This window comes from uncultured Roseibium sp. (genome assembly GCF_947494555.1).
In the GTDB taxonomy this organism is placed as follows: domain Bacteria; phylum Pseudomonadota; class Alphaproteobacteria; order Rhizobiales; family Stappiaceae; genus Roseibium.
Window position 1 is genome coordinate 1 of sequence record NZ_CANLVF010000007.1, and the last position, 17,632, is coordinate 17,632.

General features: G+C 57.0%; 13 protein-coding genes and 1 pseudogene. 6 read left to right on the forward strand and 8 right to left on the reverse strand.

The window, feature by feature from the left end; translation table 11 throughout:
• The 5 genes and pseudogenes from Q0915_RS27325 to iolB all read left to right on the forward strand — a co-directional run.
• A pseudogene (locus Q0915_RS27325) lies at nucleotides 1-156 on the forward strand (sugar ABC transporter ATP-binding protein); the annotation flags it as partial.
• 28 nt (nucleotides 157-184) lie between these two features.
• Nucleotides 185-2,131, forward strand: a complete 1,947-nt coding sequence (gene iolC, locus Q0915_RS27330) for a 5-dehydro-2-deoxygluconokinase (protein WP_299483404.1) — start codon at nucleotides 185-187, stop codon at nucleotides 2,129-2,131.
• A complete protein-coding gene (gene iolD / locus Q0915_RS27335; RefSeq protein ID WP_299483401.1) occupies nucleotides 2,128-3,969 on the forward strand; it encodes a 3D-(3,5/4)-trihydroxycyclohexane-1,2-dione acylhydrolase (decyclizing) in 1,842 nt (613 codons plus the stop codon). Before iolC ends, iolD begins: the two co-directional genes overlap by 4 nt.
• Nucleotides 3,970-4,164: 195 nt before the next feature.
• On the forward strand, nucleotides 4,165-5,061 hold the full coding sequence (iolE, locus tag Q0915_RS27340) for a myo-inosose-2 dehydratase (protein ID WP_299483399.1): 897 nt from the start codon (nucleotides 4,165-4,167) through the stop codon (nucleotides 5,059-5,061).
• Nucleotides 5,058-5,876: a 5-deoxy-glucuronate isomerase gene (gene iolB / locus Q0915_RS27345; RefSeq protein ID WP_299483397.1), complete on the forward strand. Its 819-nt coding sequence runs from the start codon at nucleotides 5,058-5,060 to the stop codon at nucleotides 5,874-5,876. Before iolE ends, iolB begins: the two co-directional genes overlap by 4 nt.
• Nucleotides 5,877-5,987: 111 nt before the next feature.
• On the opposite strand, the gene Q0915_RS27350 is transcribed toward iolB, so the two are convergent.
• The 3 genes from Q0915_RS27350 to Q0915_RS27360 all read right to left on the reverse strand — a co-directional run bounded on the left by Q0915_RS27350 (nucleotide 5,988) and on the right by Q0915_RS27360 (nucleotide 10,887).
• Nucleotides 5,988-8,177, reverse strand: coding sequence for a methyl-accepting chemotaxis protein (locus Q0915_RS27350; RefSeq protein ID WP_299483395.1), 2,190 nt, complete (start codon nucleotides 8,175-8,177; stop codon nucleotides 5,988-5,990).
• Between the two features lie 713 nt (nucleotides 8,178-8,890).
• Nucleotides 8,891-10,432, reverse strand: a complete 1,542-nt coding sequence (locus Q0915_RS27355; RefSeq protein ID WP_299483393.1) for an alanine/glycine:cation symporter family protein — start codon at nucleotides 10,430-10,432, stop codon at nucleotides 8,891-8,893.
• 20 nt (nucleotides 10,433-10,452) lie between these two features.
• Entirely contained in the window at nucleotides 10,453-10,887 is a 435-nt protein-coding gene (locus Q0915_RS27360; protein WP_299483391.1) for a universal stress protein, read from the reverse strand.
• A gap of 140 nt (nucleotides 10,888-11,027) precedes the next feature.
• Between Q0915_RS27360 and Q0915_RS27365 the strand changes: the two genes are divergently transcribed.
• A complete protein-coding gene (locus Q0915_RS27365) occupies nucleotides 11,028-11,519 on the forward strand; it encodes an Lrp/AsnC family transcriptional regulator (protein ID WP_299483389.1) in 492 nt (163 codons plus the stop codon).
• Nucleotides 11,520-11,526: 7 nt separating this feature from the next.
• On the opposite strand, the gene Q0915_RS27370 is transcribed toward Q0915_RS27365, so the two are convergent.
• From Q0915_RS27370 to Q0915_RS27390, 5 genes are all read right to left on the reverse strand, one after another.
• Nucleotides 11,527-12,435: a sugar kinase gene (locus Q0915_RS27370; RefSeq protein WP_299483388.1), complete on the reverse strand. Its 909-nt coding sequence runs from the start codon at nucleotides 12,433-12,435 to the stop codon at nucleotides 11,527-11,529.
• 280 nt (nucleotides 12,436-12,715) lie between these two features.
• Entirely contained in the window at nucleotides 12,716-13,504 is a 789-nt protein-coding gene (locus Q0915_RS27375) for a DeoR/GlpR family DNA-binding transcription regulator (RefSeq protein WP_299483387.1), read from the reverse strand.
• Nucleotides 13,505-13,996: 492 nt separating this feature from the next.
• Nucleotides 13,997-15,088: a sn-glycerol-3-phosphate ABC transporter ATP-binding protein UgpC gene (gene ugpC / locus Q0915_RS27380; protein ID WP_299483386.1), complete on the reverse strand. Its 1,092-nt coding sequence runs from the start codon at nucleotides 15,086-15,088 to the stop codon at nucleotides 13,997-13,999.
• A gap of 33 nt (nucleotides 15,089-15,121) precedes the next feature.
• Nucleotides 15,122-16,270: a carbohydrate ABC transporter permease gene (locus Q0915_RS27385; RefSeq protein WP_299483384.1), complete on the reverse strand. Its 1,149-nt coding sequence runs from the start codon at nucleotides 16,268-16,270 to the stop codon at nucleotides 15,122-15,124.
• Entirely contained in the window at nucleotides 16,270-17,511 is a 1,242-nt protein-coding gene (locus Q0915_RS27390) for a sugar ABC transporter permease (RefSeq protein WP_299483382.1), read from the reverse strand. The genes Q0915_RS27385 and Q0915_RS27390 overlap by 1 nt, the downstream gene beginning before the upstream one ends.
• Between the last annotated feature and the right edge of the window lie 121 nt (nucleotides 17,512-17,632).

Sequence of the window (17,632 nt, forward strand, 5' to 3'; positions counted from 1 at the left end):
GCCATGGCCGTCGGAGACCGCTTCACCGTCCTCAACCGAGGAAAAACACTCGGAACAGCCGAACGCGGAAACATCAAAGCCGAAGAACTCCAGGAACTCATGGCAGGCGGACAGGAACTCGCTCAACTCGAAGGATCACTCGGAGGAACGGTATGAGGGATCCTGACACAGACGGGACAAAGCCGTGAAAGAACTCGATGTCATTACGATCGGCCGCTCCTCCGTCGATCTCTACGGCGCTCAGGTCGGCGGCCGCCTGGAGGATATGGCGTCCTTCAACAAATATATCGGCGGCTCACCGACCAACATGGCGGCGGGCACGGCTCGGCTTGGACTGAAATCAGGCCTGATCACCCGTGTCGGTGATGAACATATGGGGCGCTACATCCGTGAAGAACTGGTCCGGCACGGCGTCGAGACCCGCGGCGTCATAACCGATGCCACGCGGCTGACCGCGCTTGTCCTGCTCGGCATACGGGATCAGGAACAGTTTCCGCTGATCTTCTACCGTGAAAACTGCGCGGACATGGCGCTGTGCGAGGACGATATCGATCCGGAGTTCATCGCTTCCGCGAAAGCTGTCGTCGCCACCGGCACTCACCTGAGCCACCCGCAGACGGAAGCAGCCGTCCTCAAGGCCCTGCGTCTGGCCCGCGAAAACGGCGACCGCACCGCGCTCGATATCGACTACCGGCCCAATCTGTGGGGACTTTCGGGACACGGTGACGGTGAAAACCGCTTCATTGCGTCGGCCAAGGTCACGGAAAAACTTCAATCGACCCTGCATCTGTTCGACCTGATCGTCGGCACCGAGGAAGAGTTTCACATCGCAGGCGGTTCGACCGATACGGTCGAGGCCCTGAGAAACGTCCGCAAAGTCTCAAATGCAACGCTTGTCTGCAAGCGGGGACCCATGGGCGCGGCAGCCTTTGAAGGCGACATACCCGGTAGTCTCGACGACGGTATCTCCGGACCCGGGTTCCCAATCGAAGTCTTCAACGTTCTGGGTGCGGGCGACGGCTTCATGTCCGGCCTCTTGAAAGGCTGGATCACGGGAGAAGACTGGGTCACCAGCCTGACCTATGCCAACGCCTGCGGCGCTTTCGCCGTCTCCCGGCACGGCTGCACACCCGCCTATCCGAGTTGGGAGGAACTCCAGTTCTTTCTCAAACGCGGCGTGAAAACCAAGGCACTGCGCAAGGATCCGGAACTGGAACAGATCCACTGGTCGACCATCAGGCATTTTTCCCACGGTGGCGACTGGTCGACGATGCGCGTTTTTGCATTCGATCATCGAATTCAGATCGAGCAAATGGCGGATGAAGCGGGCGTGACCCACGAGCATATCGGTTTTTTCAAGAACCTTTGCCTCGATGCGGCGCTCAAGGTCGCTGATGGCAGACCCGGCTATGGCATTCTCAGCGACAGCCGCCTGGGCCGTGAGGCCCTCTACCGGGCTGCGGGAACCGGCCTTTGGATCGGCCACCCCGTGGAGTGGCCCGCTTCGCGGCCGCTCACGCTGGAACCGGAAATCGGACCGGACTTCGGCGGTCTCGCCGAATGGCCGGCGGAACATGTGGTCAAGGTACTGTGTTTTTATCATCCCGACGATGATGAAGTGATGCGGACCGAGCAAGAGGATGTTCTGAAACGTCTGTTCGCCGCCTGCCGGCGAAACCGTCTTGAGATGCTGCTCGAGGTCATTCCGTCCAAAGTCGGCCCGATCGATGACGAAACCACCGCGGCAATCATCCGCCGCATGTACGAAATCGGCATATACCCCGACTGGTGGAAACTCGAACCCATGACATCAACAAAGGCCTGGGCAAGTGCCTGCTCAGCGATAACCGACAACGATCCTTATACGCGGGGTATTGTGGTTTTGGGCCTCGACGCTCCGGAAGACCAGCTTGCCGCCAGCTTCGCGACGGCGGCTCAGTTTGACCTGGTCAAGGGCTTCGCGGTCGGACGGACGATTTTCGCCGATGCAGCGCGCAAATGGCTTGCAGGCAAGATTACGAACGAAGAGGCCGTTGCCGATATGTCGGCCCGATTTGAGCGCCTGTGCCAGATCTGGGACGCTGCCCGCGATCAAGCGCGCCTCAATGCGCCGGATGGAGCGCTTGCATGAGTACCATCCGTCTGACCGCCGCCCAGGCAATGGTTCGATACATCGCAGCACAAATGACCGAAGACGGCGAACGGTTCATCGACGGTATCTGGGCCATTTTCGGTCACGGCAACGTGGCCGGTCTCGGCGAGGCTCTGGAGCAGGCCGGCAATCAGCTGCCGACCTGGCGCGGCCAGAACGAGCAGACGATGGCCCATACGGCAATCGCCTATGCCAAGGCGAAGAAGCGAACGCGCGCCATGGCGGTCACATCATCGATCGGGCCTGGTGCCACAAATCTGGTCACAGCGGCAGCGCTTGCACACGTCAACCGCCTGCCGATTCTCCTCATTCCCGGAGACGTCTTTGCCAATCGGGCTCCCGATCCCGTCCTGCAGCAGATCGAAAACTTCGACGACGGCACCGTCTCGGCCAATGACTGCTTCCGCCCGGTGTCGCGCTATTTTGACCGGATCAGCCGCCCCGAACATCTCTTGACCGCTTTGCCCCGCGCCTTCCAGGTCATGACCGACCCGGCCAATTGCGGCCCCGTCACCCTGTCCTTTTGCCAGGACACCCAGACAGAGGCCTTCGACTATCCGGAAAGTTTCTTTGAACCGACAGTCTGGCGTATTCGCCGACCGGAGCCCGACAGCCGGGATGTTGCGGACGTCGCGGCGTTGATCAGGTCCGCCGCGCGTCCCGTTCTTGTTTGCGGCGGCGGCGTTGTCTATTCGCAAGCGGAAGAAACGCTCGGTGACTTCGCGGCCCGCCACGGCATTCCTGTTATCGAGACCCAGGCAGGCAAATCTGCCCTTGCTCAATCGCATCCAATGAATTTCGGGGCAGCCGGTGTCGACGGAGCGGAAAGTGCGAACTGGCTTGCTGAGTCCGCCGACCTCGTGATCGGTGCCGGCACCCGTTTCCAGGATTTCACCACCGGGTCCTGGGCCCTTTTCAAGGAACCAGGCCGGAAGCTCGTTGCCATCAACGTGCAAACCTATGACGCCTCAAAACACGGAGCGGTTGGCGTCGTCGGCGATGCAAAGGTGTCACTTGAAGAGATCTCGGCAGCGCTCGGTGATCACCGGGCGAATGCATTTGACCCACACTCCCGACTGAACTGGCTGGCAAAGGTCGATGCGCATTGCAGCGCACGCACCGGTGTCCCGGATGATTATCTTCCGCTCGACGCCGAAGTCATCGGTGCCGTTCAGCGCACCGCGACGGACAGAACGATTGCCATGTGCGCGGCCGGGACCATGCCTGGTGCATTGAAGCTCCTGTGGCAGGCGCCGCAGGGCGGCTATCACATAGAATACGGCTATTCCTGCATGGGCTACGAGATAGCCGGTGCGATGGGTGTCAAGCTTGCCCAGCCGGACCGGGATGTCATTTGTTTCATCGGAGACGGCTCCTACATGATGGCCAATTCCGAACTGGCCACCGCGGTCATGCGGCAGGTCCCCTTCACCGTGGTGCTCACCGACAATCGCGGCTACGGCTGCATCAACCGGCTGCAGATGGGAACGGGAGGTCAGCAATTCAACAATCTCTACAAGGACTGCAACGTCGAGGTTCAGCCGGACATCGACTTCGTTGCCCATGCAGCATCGATGGGCGCCCATGCGTTCAAGGCGAAGGACATCGCGGATCTCGAAGCCCAGATCCTCGCCTCACGCGATCATGCCATCCCGACGGTAATCGTCATCGAAACCGATCCGATGCACGGTCCGGGTGAGAATGGTGGCGGACACTGGTGGGACGTCGCCGTTCCCGAGGTCTCTGCGCAACAGGACGTCAACAAGGCGCGCGAAGACTATGTGGCAGCGCTGCAGCACCAGAGCCTCGTGGATTGAGGGAGACAAGAAACACCCAAACGCTTCGGCGCCGCCTCCTCACCGCCTCATCCTGAGCAGGGTCACCAGACCCGTCTCGAAGGATGGCGGAACACTCTGAAACAGTTGGCCCATCCTTCGAGACAGCGCTGAAGCGCTTCCTCAGGATGAGGTCCTCGAGAAAACCGAACGATAGAACGTCACAGGACGAACAGCATGATCCTATTCGGTGCCAACCCGATCGCCTGGGCCAATGACGACGACCAGAGCCTCGGTGCACATATTCCAACGGAACAGATCCTCTCCGAAGCTTCTGAGATCGGCTTCGATGGCATCGAGAACGGCCACCGCTGGCCGGATGATCCGGAAGACCTGAAGCAACTCCTCGGCACTCATGGTCTGAAGTTCATTTCCGGCTGGTATTCGCTTAACCTGCTGGCCCAGTCGGTCGAGGACGAAAAGACAGCGATCCAGCCGCACCTGGACAAACTGAAACACAACGGCTGCAAAGTCTGCATTGCCTGTGAGACGTCCAACACGATCCAGGGATCGGACGTCGATGTGTCGACAAGCCCTGTCCTGAGCGATGAGGAAATGAAGGCTTTTGGCGCAAAGGTCGAGGAACTCGCTGTCTTCTGCGCCGGCCAGGGCATCGACCTCGTCTATCATCACCACATGGGCACGGTCGTGGAGACGCTTGCAGAAATCGACGCCTTCATGGCCGCAACAGGTCCTGCCACGAAACTGCTATTCGATGCCGGCCACTGCTACTTCGGCAGCAGGGGCGAAGACCCGGCACCGGTTCTTGAGAAGTACATCGGCAGGGTCGGGCATTTTCATGCCAAGAACGTACGCCCGGCCGTTATGAAAGATATTCGGAACAACGGCAGGTCGTTCATGGACGGAGTCCGGGCCGGTGTCTTTACCGTTCCGGGTGACGAGGAAGGCGGAATTGATTTCACGCCGCTTCTTCGGATCCTGAAGGAAGCCGGTTATCAGGGCTGGATCGTCATCGAAGCCGAGCAAGATCCCGAAGTCCACAATCCGTTCAAATACCAGAGCCTTGGGCTCGGCACTCTCAAGGCAATTGCAAACGAGTTGGATCTGAAATGAGCGACCTTCTGCGCAAACCAACAGGGACCTCCGGCAAGGTTCACGACATCACGATCGATACCGCGAAAGGCCCGAAATCGCCGAACTGGGACTATGTCGGTTTTGGTCTCTACCGGTTGCGCGCCGGAGAAAGCGTATCGGAAACAACCGGCGATCTGGAAGTCATCCTGGTCATGGTGGAAGGCAAGGCGTCGATCTCTGCCGGCGGCGAGAACTTCGGCGAGCAGGGCGAGCGCATGAACGTGTTCGAACAGCTGCCACCGCACAGCGTCTATGTCCCCAATGGCACCGACTGGTCTGCAACGGCAACGACCGACTGCACCATCGGCGTCTGTACGGCCCCGGGAAAAGGCGGCCACAGGGCACGCGTTCTTCCGATCCCGGAAAAGGTTACGCGCGGCAAGGGGGCCAACACCCGTTATATTTTCCCGATTGCCATGGAGGAATCCGACGTCGCCGACAGTCTTTTGGTTACAGAGGTCTTCACGCCCCAGGGCAACTGGTCATCCTATCCGCCACACCGCCATGACGAGGACAACTTCCCCGACATGACCTACCTGGAGGAGACCTACTACCACCGGCTCAATCCGGATCAGGGCTATGGTCACCAGCGCGTCTTCACTGAAGACGATGCTCTTGACGAGACGATTTCGATGAACAGCCACGATGTGGTGCTTGTTCCAAAGGGTCATCATCCCTGCGGCGCACCCTACGGCTACGAGATGTACTACCTCAACGTCATGGCCGGACCGATGCGCAAGTGGCGTTTCAAAAACCATCCGGACCACGACTGGATCGCGCAGAGGGATGCGTAGGTAGGACGTCTTTAATTAGCCAGCGCCGGAGCTAAACTCCGGCGGGCACCGTTCGGGCAGACAGAGGATGACCACACCAAGGCGTGCGATCTTGAAGTTTGTACCGGCCGATTAGGCTGCATCCGTATGCCGGTCATCAGTGTCCCTGGCCACGTCAAGCAGGAACTTTTCGACTTCCTCGGTCAGTTTTGCGCTCGCCTCGGAGACAAGATCGGAAGCAGAATTCACTGATCCTGCTTCTTCAGACGTCTGCAGAACAACCCCTGAGACCGTGCTCATGCTGTTTTCCGCTTCGCCTGTGCTGTCGCTGGCGGATTTTGCGGAACGGGCAATTTCCTCATTCGCTGCGCGCTGTTCCTCGATCGCATCTGCGACCGAATTCGTGAGATCCTTGATCTCCGAGACCTTGACGGAGATGTTGCCGATCGCTCCCGCAGCGTCCTTCACCGATGTCTGGATACCGGAAATCTGACCGGAAATCTCATCAGTTGCCTTTGAGGTCTGTTCCGCCAACTGCTTGACTTCAGAAGCGACCACGGCAAAGCCCCGGCCTGCCTCTCCTGCCCGAGCCGCCTCGATGGTCGCATTGAGGGCAAGAAGGTTTGTTTGTTCGGCGATGTCCCGGATCAGGTTGACGACGCTGCCGATGTGCTCCGCAGCCTCCGAAAGCGTTTGAACATTCTGATTGGAGGCTTCCGCGGCATCAACAGTTTCGGCGACGATCCGTGTGGTCGCTTCCGTCTGATTGGCGATTTCCTGAACGGTTGCAGTCATTTCTTCCGTGGCGGCCGCCACAGCAGCGACGCTTTCAGAAGCGCTTTTTGAAGCACCGCCAGCGGCATTTGTTTCCGCGGTCGCATTGTTTGCCAAGCCGTCCAGTGTGGTTGCCGCCTGGCGCATCTGCACCATTTGTTCTGATACGGTCGCCATGCGATTTGACATCTTCGTTTTGAATTCGTCGATCAGTCCGTTCAAGAATGTCTGACGCTGCTGGTCCCGTTCCCGCTCACCGCGGGCATTTTCTTCCAGTTTTGCCCGCTGGATTGCATTTTCCCGGAAGACGGACACAGCCTTGCTCATGTCGCCGATCTCGTCACTCCGGTCGGCATCTTTGACATCCACTTCAAGATCGCCTGCAGCCAACCGGCTCATTGCATCGACGAGTCGGCTGACTGGTTGCGTGATGGTGCGAGCGGCAAATAAACCGGCAATAGCGACAATAGCGAGCAGCCCAAATCCGACGACCAGCATCTGATTCCGCATTGCAACCACCGGCGCTGTTGCTTCCGCGTGAGATTGCATGGCCAAAAGGACGTAGTTGTTGCCTTGGTACTCAAACTTGAGCGCTTCAATATCCATCAGCTCGCCGCGGTACAGCTCGGCAAAGCCGAATGCATTTCCGTTTGCCTTGGCTTCGTCGATCACCGTCGATTCTATTTTTGTTGCTAGGATATCATTAACATCAGGCGTGTATTTGGTGTCGTTGCGCATCAGGCCGTCGGCGCCAATCATGGCCAGTTCGCCCGTCTCGCCAAGCCCTAGCTCGTGCCGCATCAGTTCGTTAATCTTGTCAACCGGCATCTGAAAAGCTAACACGCCAATCGTCTTTTGATTGCTGTCGACGATCGGATGCGCCATGAAACTTGCCGGAGCATCGTTGCTCGGGCCGTAAGGCGCGAAATCTTCAAACGCCACGTCGCTGTGCTCTGTTATTTTCATCGCATTGCGATAGACCTCACCAAGGTCCGAACCGGCCCATTCGCCGCCATCGGCGTTGAAGTTTGTCGCATAGTCAAGCTCCTTGAACACCGAGTAGACCAGATTGCCCTGGGTATCGAACAGGAACACATCGTAATAGCCTTCGTCCTGCTGAAGCTTGTGGAACCAGGGATGATACTTCGCATGCACGGCATCGTAGGCCGTACCGGTGCTCGCTTCGTATAGCTTGTCTTTTTCGCCGGTCGGATGTGGATTTTCGGTGATGTAGGCCTCTTGGAGTGCAGCTTTTATGTCGACACCCTCAGCGGACATCTCATCCCAGACATTTGCGAATTCCTGGATCGCAGTCGCCGTGCCCGGATGTTCGGCGATCAGAACAAGCTGGTGTTCGATTGCCTCGAGATACATATGTATTTCATCGGTCCCGATCTCGGCTGCAGCAAGAAGCCGCTGCTTGGTCAACTGCTCGAGACTGGAGACTGAGGCCATGTAGCTGGCTGCACCAATACCGATGCCGACAATTGCTGCAGCACCGACTACTAGCGCCGGAATCTTTTTCGACAATCGCAACTTGGAGAACATCCAAACCTCCTAATTGCGCGAGCAAAGGCACTCACGCGAGTTACCAAACGATGAGTAGAAAATTCCAATGAATTCTTAACATGACCGTCTAAATTTAATTTTTTCGGTAATTTCGAAAGGATTTGTTAACGAACATGGACATTGGTTTCGCGAAACCGACCAAACGCGACAGGAATTGTGCAAAAGGCCCCGAAACTCCTTCGCCGGCTTGGGTCTTATGCGATCTCGAGACAGGCCATGAGTGCACCCCGATGCCGAATCACTTCACCAGCAAAGCTTGCGTCAGCATCGACGCTCAACGCGAAGTCGCCGCTATTCAGACACCCTGCCGAAAATGCCGCGTAAAAGCTGTCTCCCACCGCACTTGTGTCCGCGATAAACAGAATGAATTCGGCTGAAAGGCCTGCCTGTTTTCCGTAAGGATTAAATGAACTCTACTGGCCTGCTCTTGACGAAAACCATTTCAGCGCCGGCGGCCTGACACGGTCAATGCTCACCCGGGCGCTTTGGGCTGCAAAAGGTAAGGAGCCGCCGTTTCCGTCCGTTGTCTTGACACCGGCACGAAACACCCGGGAATTTCTACATCAATGAGCGGGGGGCGCAGGCTTGGAGAGCCATAGCGGCAAATAGGGTGAACCAGCCCGAAGGCCGGGCTGGTTCTCTGGTCCAGCCTTTGCACGCTTTTGTTTTCTGCGTTCAAGGCCGGGGCGAAATCAGGTGAACTTCTTGATTTCGTTGCTCTTCAGCCGCGCCAGGTAGCTTTCCAACTCACGCTTGACGATTGGCATGAGCGCGTAAAGCGCTACGATGTTGACAACTGCCATGGCAAAGATCGCCGCATCGGAGAAGTCTATCACCGGGCCAAGGCTGGCAGCCGCGCCGATCACGACGAAGATGCAGAAGATGACCTTGAAGACAAGTTCCTTGGTCTTGCCCTCGCCGAACAGGAAGGTCCAGGCCTTCAGACCGTAATAGGACCAGCTGATCATGGTCGAGAAGGCAAACAGCACAACGGCTACCGCCAGCACGTACTGGAACCATCCGAACGATGACGAGAAGGCCGCAGATGTCAGAGCGACACCTGTATTCCCGTCGACGGTCTGGATCGCGGAACCGCCCTCGTTAAGCAGGTAAAGACCGGTTTCCGGATCGGAAACGAGCTGCCCTGTGATGATGATGACCAGCGCGGTCATGGTGCAGATCACGACAGTGTCGATGAACGGCTCCAGAAGCGAAACGAAACCTTCGGTGATCGGTTCCTTGGTCCGTACCGCAGAGTGCGCGATGGCGGCAGAACCGACGCCGGCCTCGTTGGAGAATGCCGCCCGTTTGAAGCCCTGGATAAGCGCCCCCACAAAGCCGCCTGCAACGCCGAGACCGGTGAAGGCGCCTTCGAAGATCTGCCCGAATGCCCAACCGATCTTGTCTGCATTCATCAGCAGTATAACCAGAGCTGTCAGCACGTAGAGCACGCCCATGAACGGGACGACCTTTTCCGTGACCGATGCGATCGACTTGAGGCCACCCACGATGACCGCAAATACGATCGCGGCAAAAATGACCCCGGTTATCCAGCCGGGGTAGTCGCCGACCACGTTGGCAATCTGCGCATGCGCCTGGTTGGCCTGGAACATGTTCCCGCCGCCGAACGCGCCCAAAATGCAGAAGATGGCGAACATCACGGCAAGGATCTTGCCGGCAGGCAGCCCGCGCTCTTCAAAGCCCTTGGTCATGTAGTACATCGGTCCGCCGGAAACCGTACCATCAGGGTATTCATTCCGGTATTTCACGCCGAGGGTACACTCGGTGAACTTTGAAGCCATGCCCATGAGCCCGGCAAGGATCATCCAGAACGTCGCGCCCGGTCCGCCGATGCCCACGGCAACCGCGACACCCGCAATGTTGCCGAGCCCGACGGTGCCTGAAAGGGCTGTCGCCAGCGCCTGAAAGTGGCTGACCTCGCCGGCATCGTTAGGGTCCGAATAGTCCCCGCGCACCAGTGCGATCGAGTGCGGAAAAGCGCGGAACTGGATAAAGCCGAAATAGAGCGTAAAGACGGTTGCCGCTACGACGAGCCAGCCTACGATCCACGGAAAGGACGTTCCTGGAAACGGGCTGAAAATGAAACTGACAAACCAGCCCGTTGAATTCGCGAACAGCGTATTGACCTGTTCGTCGATTGATTGCGCCATTGCCGGCAGCGTGCAGGCAAGGACAATGGTTGCGGCAAGAGCCGCAGCATAGGTTTTTTTCATTTTTGTGAACCTCTGAAAGCTTAAGGAACGATGGTGACGGGCACTGGCGAAGCTTGTGCCAGGCTTCCGGCGACCGACCCGAATATGCGCGATGAAAGCTGCGAGTGGCCGGTCCGGCCGATCACCAGCTGTTCCACGTCATCTGCTTCGGCAACCTTGATCAAGGTCTCGGCAATGTGGCCGTAGCGAAGTTCTGACGCTGCTTCGATCCCGCTGTCAGAGAGTTTTTGCATGACCGGATCGAGCACGGCCGATTTCGCACGCTCGAGTTCCTCTGTCCGGCGTGCATGCCGTTCCTCAAGTTCGGTAGGTGTCAAAAAAGTGTATGGCGACCATTCCAGAATATGGGCCACCACGAGCCCCGATTGACTGGCTTTCGCCAAGTTGACAGCAAAATCGAGTGCATTCCCCGATGCGCTGCTGCCATCGTACCCGACGACTATTTTCTTCTTCATTTAGTTCCCCTTCTTAACGGCCCCATGCCGTAGAGGAAACCATATTCGAAGTCGTGGGGGAAAGGTTCTCATTTTTCAATTGAATTCAAAAATTTTCTCAATAATTATCGAAAAATCATAAAATTTTCGGAATTATTACGATGGATAGCCTTGATAGAAAAATACTTTCGATTTTGCAGAAAAACAGTCGCATTTCGATGGCAAGACTGTCAGATCAGGTCGGACTTTCCCTGTCGGCATGCCATCGGCGTGTCAAAATGCTGGAAGCGAGCGGGGTCATAGAGGCCTACACGGTCCGTCTGGACCGGGCGTCTCTCAATCTCGAAATGCAGGTTTTCATCGAAGTGAAACTGACCAGTCCGCGCAGGGAAGATGCGCTGGCCTTCGAGGACGAAATCGCTCGAATGCCAGAGGTTCTGGAATGCCACCTGATATCCGGTGAGTTCGACTATCTTATCCGGCTGATGACGAAAAACACGGCCGACTATGAGAGAATATACCGGGGACGCCTTTCGCAAATACCATCGGTCGCCCAGATGAAAACGCTCCTTAGCCTGAGCACGGTCAAGGAATTCGAAGGGTTAAACCTGGAAGACGCGACCGGAGGCAAGAACGACAGTCTGACAGCCTGAAAAGTGCTCAGGCCGGCTCGAAACAATCCACCAGGGCACCGCGGTGCTGAATGACGGTCCCGGCAAGCCGCGCGCCCGCATCAACGCTGGCCTTGATGCTTCCGCTGGATAGATATTCTGCCAGGAATGCCGCGTTGTAGCTGTCACCAGCTGCCGTGGTATCGACAATATTTTGCACAGGTGAAGGCTGAAACGCGTGTTTTTCTTGCGCGGTCGCACAGATGACTTCTTCAGGTCCATTTTTGACGACGACCATGCCGGCGCCCGCCGACAGGTATCTATCGGCGCTCACTTCGGCGGTCGCATCGCCGAAATGTGCCAGCTCATCCTCAAAGGACGGCATGACAAAGTCGCACAGCCCGGCAGCCTGCGTAACACTCTTGCGCATAACATCTTCGCTTTCCCAAAGACGCGGACGAAGATTTGGATCAAATGCCGTTTTCGCACCTGCTTTTCGCGCCGTCGCCAAGGCCTCAAAAAAGACCTGTCTGTCCTTCTCCGGAAGGATCGCCAGCGTGATGCCGCTGAAATAAATGAGATTGGCATTCGACAGGTAGGTACGAAGATGGCCAGCATCTGCGGCCAGTTGGCGCGCGGCGGACTGTGAACGCCAATAAGCAAAGCTGCGCTCCCCGTCCTTCAGCTGGATCATGTAAAGGCCAACGGTCCGATCGTCCAGTTTGCGTACTGCGCTGACATCCACGTCAGAAGAGCGCAGGAAGTCGAGCATTTCTTCGGACACCTGATCGCGGCCGACAGCGGTAAGATAGCCGACCGTCCACCCGTCCGGCAGGCTCTTGCGCGCATACCAGGCTGTGTTCAGGGTGTCCCCGGCAAACCCCATCGCAAAAGTGCCCTGGCCGGTTGGAGCCATCTCCACCATGCACTCGCCAACGGCCAAAAATGTCTTGGACACACGTTCCTCCCCAGGAATCATCTCAGAACTGACCACGCAGAAATCGCTGTTTTCTGCGATTTAAATCCATTTAAATTCGGCTTAAGTTAATAACACGAATGGCGACGGCGTCAATCGTCTTCACCGTCAGACTTTAGAAAGGTGTCGTGATGAAGGTCTCCTCGAATTCACATCCGGGTGCCGTCTGCCGGTTCCCATGAAATATTGAACGAGTTGCCCTAAGACACCAGTTACATTCGGGAACAATTGGTTTGCCGCAGTTTGAAGGGCAATGCCGCCGTCAGACGGAATTCTGGTCAAGCGCGGTATGGACCTCGGTCTTTGAACCTCGCAGACTTTCCAAAAACGCATCAGGGATGGCCCTGTCACAGAATACGGCATCAACATCTTTCAGTTGGCCGCCGCGCACATGAGCCGTCCGGCCAAACTTGCTGTGGTCCAGCACGAGATAGGATTTTCGGCAATTGGCGAGAATCGATTGGCGTGCGGCGACTTCATCCTCGTGGAAATCCAGGAGCGTCCCGTCTTCATCAACGCCAGCGACGCCGAAGATGCCGACATCCACCTTGTAGTTCGAAAAGAAAGCCTGTGCCGCCGAGCCGAGAATGTCCCGGTCGCCATGGCGAAGACGCCCGCCCGCGATCGTAACCTGGAAGGACGGATTGCTCGAGGCGGTGAAGGCAACGTTCAGATTGTTCGTGAAGACGGCGAGCTTTTCGTGACCGGTGAGTGCCTGCATGACGATTTCCGGCGTCGTTCCGATCGAAAAAGCAACGGATTGATTGTTCTCGATCTTCTCGCCCACCAGTTTTGCAATGAGCATCTTTTCAGGCAGGTTCAGAATTTGCCGTGTCGAATAATGAATGTTGGAGGCCGGCGCTGGAGGCTCCACACCTCCGTGAGTACGGCGTAGGACACCCAGTTCGCACAACCCGTTCACATCCCTTCGGATTGTCTGAGTTGTCACATCAAACCGTTCGGCAAGCTCTTCGACCGAGGCAAACCCTGCCTTTTGCACGAGATCGGCGATTTCGGCCTGTCGTTTCGAAATATCAACCTCACCAAGCATTTGCTTCCGACCTGATACCTGTTTTTCCACGCCAGCGGCTTCGCTAAGCGGATTGGTTTGCAAGCGCTTTGACTTGAACTCCAATCGTTCAAATTCAAAGCATGAAAAATCATTTTCATATGAACCTTATTCGACGTTCATATGAAAATGATATGACACTTGCGCTGCCACGTGAACCTGCACACGGTCCAGACGGTGCTTTACAGCCGGTTCGGTGCCGGCCACTGACGAAACGGGAGGATGGGAAGGATAGACGTGCCACCAGGCCTGGCTGCTTGCGTCTCAGAAATTCGATCTGTGAAAGAGTGTGCTACGGCCAGACCACGTACGCCCGGCAGCGCCGGCAGGTCTTTCGTGAGACACCCGGCACAACACGGTGTGACCCGGGTGTTTCCGGCTGGGATCGGCCAGCACCCTGCCCCCCTTAACGGGGGAACAGGGGCTGGGAGGAACTTTCTATTGTTTTGTGGCCGTCACCTGAAGAACGCAGCCCTAGCGATACAAAAAGGATCTGCCATCACTGTCGAACAGATGCAGTTTGTCCTGCACGGCAGTGAGCCGGATTGTTGTGCCCTTGTCGATCTTGTGAATTCCGGGGAGCTTTGCAATGAGGGACTCCCCCCCGTTCTGCGGCTTGAAATAAAGCACTGTCGTCTCTCCGAGTGCTTCGACAATTTCAACCTCCGCCGACACCAGGTAGTCATCGCTTTCGGTGACTGTCAGGTCTTCCGGCCGGACACCGAGCTTGACGACATTCCCCAGGTCACTGTCACGCGACGCAATGGGTGCATCAGCATGCCCGCCATCGGACATTTGAACTGAAGTGGTGTCGCCGGTAGCGGTGACTTTTGCCTCGATGAGATTCATCGCGGGCGACCCGATAAACTGGGCGACAAACGTGTTCGCAGGGCGCTCATAGAGGTCCAACGGCGCGCCGAACTGCTCCACGTCACCGCCATGCAACACCACGATCCGGCTTGCAAGTGTCATCGCTTCGACCTGATCATGCGTCACATAGATCATCGTGCTTTCCGGCATGCTTTCCTTCAGCTGGGCGATCTCGATCCTGGTCGCGACCCGCAGCGCGGCGTCCAGATTGGAAAGAGGCTCATCGAAAAGGAACACTTTCGGATCACGCACAATCGACCTTCCGATGGCAACGCGCTGACGCTGCCCGCCTGAAAGCGCCTTCGGCAGGCGATCGAGGTATTGCGTGAGCTGAAGCGTCTCGGCGGCGCTTTTGACCGCCTGGTCGATCTCTTCCTTGGATTTGTGCGCAAGCTTCAGGGCAAACGCCATATTGTCGTAAACGGTCATGTGCGGATAAAGCGCATATGACTGGAACACCATCGCAATGCCGCGCTGCGCCGGGGGCACGTCGTTGACGACGACATCGTCGATTTCGAGCGTTCCCCCAGTGATTTTCTCAAGGCCGGCGATCATGCGGAGCAATGTCGATTTACCGCACCCCGAGGGGCCGACGAATACGATCAGTTCACCCTGTTCGATTTCCAGGTTGATATCCCGCAAAACTTCGACTTCGCCATAAGATTTGCTGACATCTTTCAAGGACAAGGAGGTCATGCCGGCTGCTCCCCAATGTGTTTCTTGTTCATGTTACTTGACCGATCCTGCGAGCAGGCCGCGTACCAGATACCGTTGCATCGCAAAGAAAACCCCAAGCGGTACCGCAATGGACACGAAGGCAGCTGTTGCAAGGATCTCCCAGTTGCCGCCTCTGGTTCCGAGCAACTCGACGATCTGGTTCGTCATCACCGTTGTCGAACCCGTCGCGTCGATCAGGAACACCTTTGCCACCAGAAGATCGTTCCAGGTCCACAGGAACTGGAAGATCGCAAAGGACGCCAGTGCCGGAAAACTGAGTGGAAGGATGATCCGGGTAAAGATCTGGAAATCGGTCGCACCATCCACCTTCGCATTCTCGATGATGTCCCGCGGCAGGCCAACCATGTAGTTTCGCAGCAGATAGACCGCGAGCGGCATGCCAAAGGCGGTATGCGCCAGCCAGACACCGAGATACCCTTTCCCGATCCCGATACCGAGATGCAGTCTCAACAGCGGAATGAGCGCCAGCTGAAGCGGGACGACCAGCATTCCAACCACTGCCGCGATCAGGATCGCGCGGCCCGGAAACTCCATCCAGGCAAGGGCATAGGCGGCAAAGGCCGCCACTACGATCGGAATGATCGTTGCCGGTATCGTCACCGTGAGTGTGTTGAAGAACGCCTTGGCCATATTGTCCTGGCCCGACCCCGAAAAGAGGATCGTGGTGTAGTTGTCGAGCGTGAACTCAGGCGGCACCGTTGCCGTGATGAAAATCCGCTGCCCGCGGCCGGAGAGTTGCTTGTCATTACCGCGCCAGACATAGCTTCCGTCAGCCTGGAGGGTCACGCTTTCCCCGTCTTTCATTTCGGCGGTATCGCCGGGCTGATAGGCCGAGACATCGCGCGAGGAGACACCCCAGGACCGGATATCCCGCGGACTGCCTTCAAAAATATTGCCTTCAACGACGAACATGTCGCCGTCTGCCACCCTGTTGTCATCCGGATCGGCGGCCCGATAGACTTCGTTCTGTTCCGCTGGAAACAGCGCGGCCCACCATCCGGAGCTCGAAATCTGATCCGCGGTCCGGAATGACGATACGAACAGACCGATCGTCGGAAACAGCCAGAGCAGCACAAGCAAAGCGACGGAGATGTGGACTGCCCAAACCAGTCCGGATTTTTTACCGGCAATGCTGGCCATCACTTCATCTCCTTCCGGGCGTTGTAGACGTTCCAGACCAGGATAGGCGTGACCAACAGCATGATAACGATCGCGCTCGCTGAACCGACGCCCCAGTCATTCGCACGAAACAGCTTGTCGTACATGTAGTTTGCCAGAACCTGGGTTTCCCACTGGCCATTGGTCATCGCAAAGACGATGTCGAAGACTTTCAAAACGGTCAGTGTGATCGTGGTCCAAACGACCACAATGGTTCCCATAATCTGCGGAACCTTGATCTTGAAAAAGATCTGGAAAGGATTTGCCCCGTCGATGATAGCCGCTTCGATCGTCTCTTCCGGAATGCCCCGCAGGGCGGCAGACAGGATCACCATGGCGAAACCGGTCTGAATCCAGATCAGGACCACCATCAGGAAGAAATTGTTCCATAACGGAACCGTCAACCAGGTTTGAGCTTCGCCATAAGGTAGCCCACCGATCCAAATGCCCGCCAGCGAACTGAGCGACACCCAGATCAGCCACAGGGCACCAACCGCCACCAGAAGACGCAATGGCAACAGCCAACCTGAATGATCTTCGCCCTTGGCAACGATTGCCCGGACAAAGGACCAGGCAACGGAAGCGACGATCACCACGAAACCAAGCAGCAGCATGGACGGCAGTACCTGCAGGAGCAGTACCGACCCGATGCCGCCGTCAAACTTTAGCCAGACCGCATTCAAGATGCCGATCTGGTTCTGGTCTTCAGGACGCGTGTCGTAAATCAGTTTGAAGATCACCGAAGCGCCGACAAACGAAATTGCCATCGGCATGAATATAAGAGACTTGGCCAGATTGCCCCACTTGATCCTGTCCGTCAGCTGGGCAACGAGCAGACCAAACGCTGTCGAAACGGCGGGAACGACGATCAGCCAGAGCATGTTGTTCCGGACCGCTTCCCAGAACTTCGGCTCCGCCATCATCTGGTTGTAGTTGGCGAACCCGACAAACGCGCCGCCCTGGTCCCTGTCCGTCAGCGAAAGACGCAAGGTTTCAAAGACGGGGTAGGCAAGATAGACGACCAGCGCGAACAGAGCGGGGAACAGGAACAGCCAGGGGCGGATCATGTTCGCACGATTGATGTTCCGTCCGGCATTCGGGCCAGAGGCTGGAAAAAGAACCTTGTCGATGAACAGGTTCGACAAAAAGAAGTATCCGAGGCAGCCGCCGACACCAATTACAATTACCGTCAGCCCGTAGAGCGCCGGGTTATCCGAAAACATGGCCGATCCATCCCTTTAGTCATTGCAGATCGCTCCCGGCATGTCCGGGCAAAACCTGTCTTGGGGAAAAAGGAGCGTTAAATGCGCTTTCGTATCAGTCGGCAGTGGCCGGACCTGTTGC

Bases quoted from the DNA above. Each gene is read 5' to 3' on its own strand.
- iolD (WP_299483401.1), top strand. From the start codon at position 2,128: ATGAGTACCATCCGTCTGACCGCCGCCCAGGCAATGGTTCGATACATC.
- iolE (WP_299483399.1), top strand. From the start codon at position 4,165: ATGATCCTATTCGGTGCCAACCCGATCGCCTGGGCCAATGACGACGAC.
- iolB (WP_299483397.1), top strand. From the start codon at position 5,058: ATGAGCGACCTTCTGCGCAAACCAACAGGGACCTCCGGCAAGGTTCAC.
- Q0915_RS27350 (WP_299483395.1), bottom strand. From the start codon at position 8,177: ATGTTCTCCAAGTTGCGATTGTCGAAAAAGATTCCGGCGCTAGTAGTC.
- Q0915_RS27355 (WP_299483393.1), bottom strand. From the start codon at position 10,432: ATGAAAAAAACCTATGCTGCGGCTCTTGCCGCAACCATTGTCCTTGCC.
- Q0915_RS27360 (WP_299483391.1), bottom strand. From the start codon at position 10,887: ATGAAGAAGAAAATAGTCGTCGGGTACGATGGCAGCAGCGCATCGGGG.
- Q0915_RS27365 (WP_299483389.1), top strand. From the start codon at position 11,028: ATGGATAGCCTTGATAGAAAAATACTTTCGATTTTGCAGAAAAACAGT.
- Q0915_RS27375 (WP_299483387.1), bottom strand. From the start codon at position 13,504: ATGCTTGGTGAGGTTGATATTTCGAAACGACAGGCCGAAATCGCCGAT.
- ugpC (WP_299483386.1), bottom strand. From the start codon at position 15,088: ATGACCTCCTTGTCCTTGAAAGATGTCAGCAAATCTTATGGCGAAGTC.
- Q0915_RS27385 (WP_299483384.1), bottom strand. From the start codon at position 16,270: ATGGCCAGCATTGCCGGTAAAAAATCCGGACTGGTTTGGGCAGTCCAC.
- Q0915_RS27390 (WP_299483382.1), bottom strand. From the start codon at position 17,511: ATGTTTTCGGATAACCCGGCGCTCTACGGGCTGACGGTAATTGTAATT.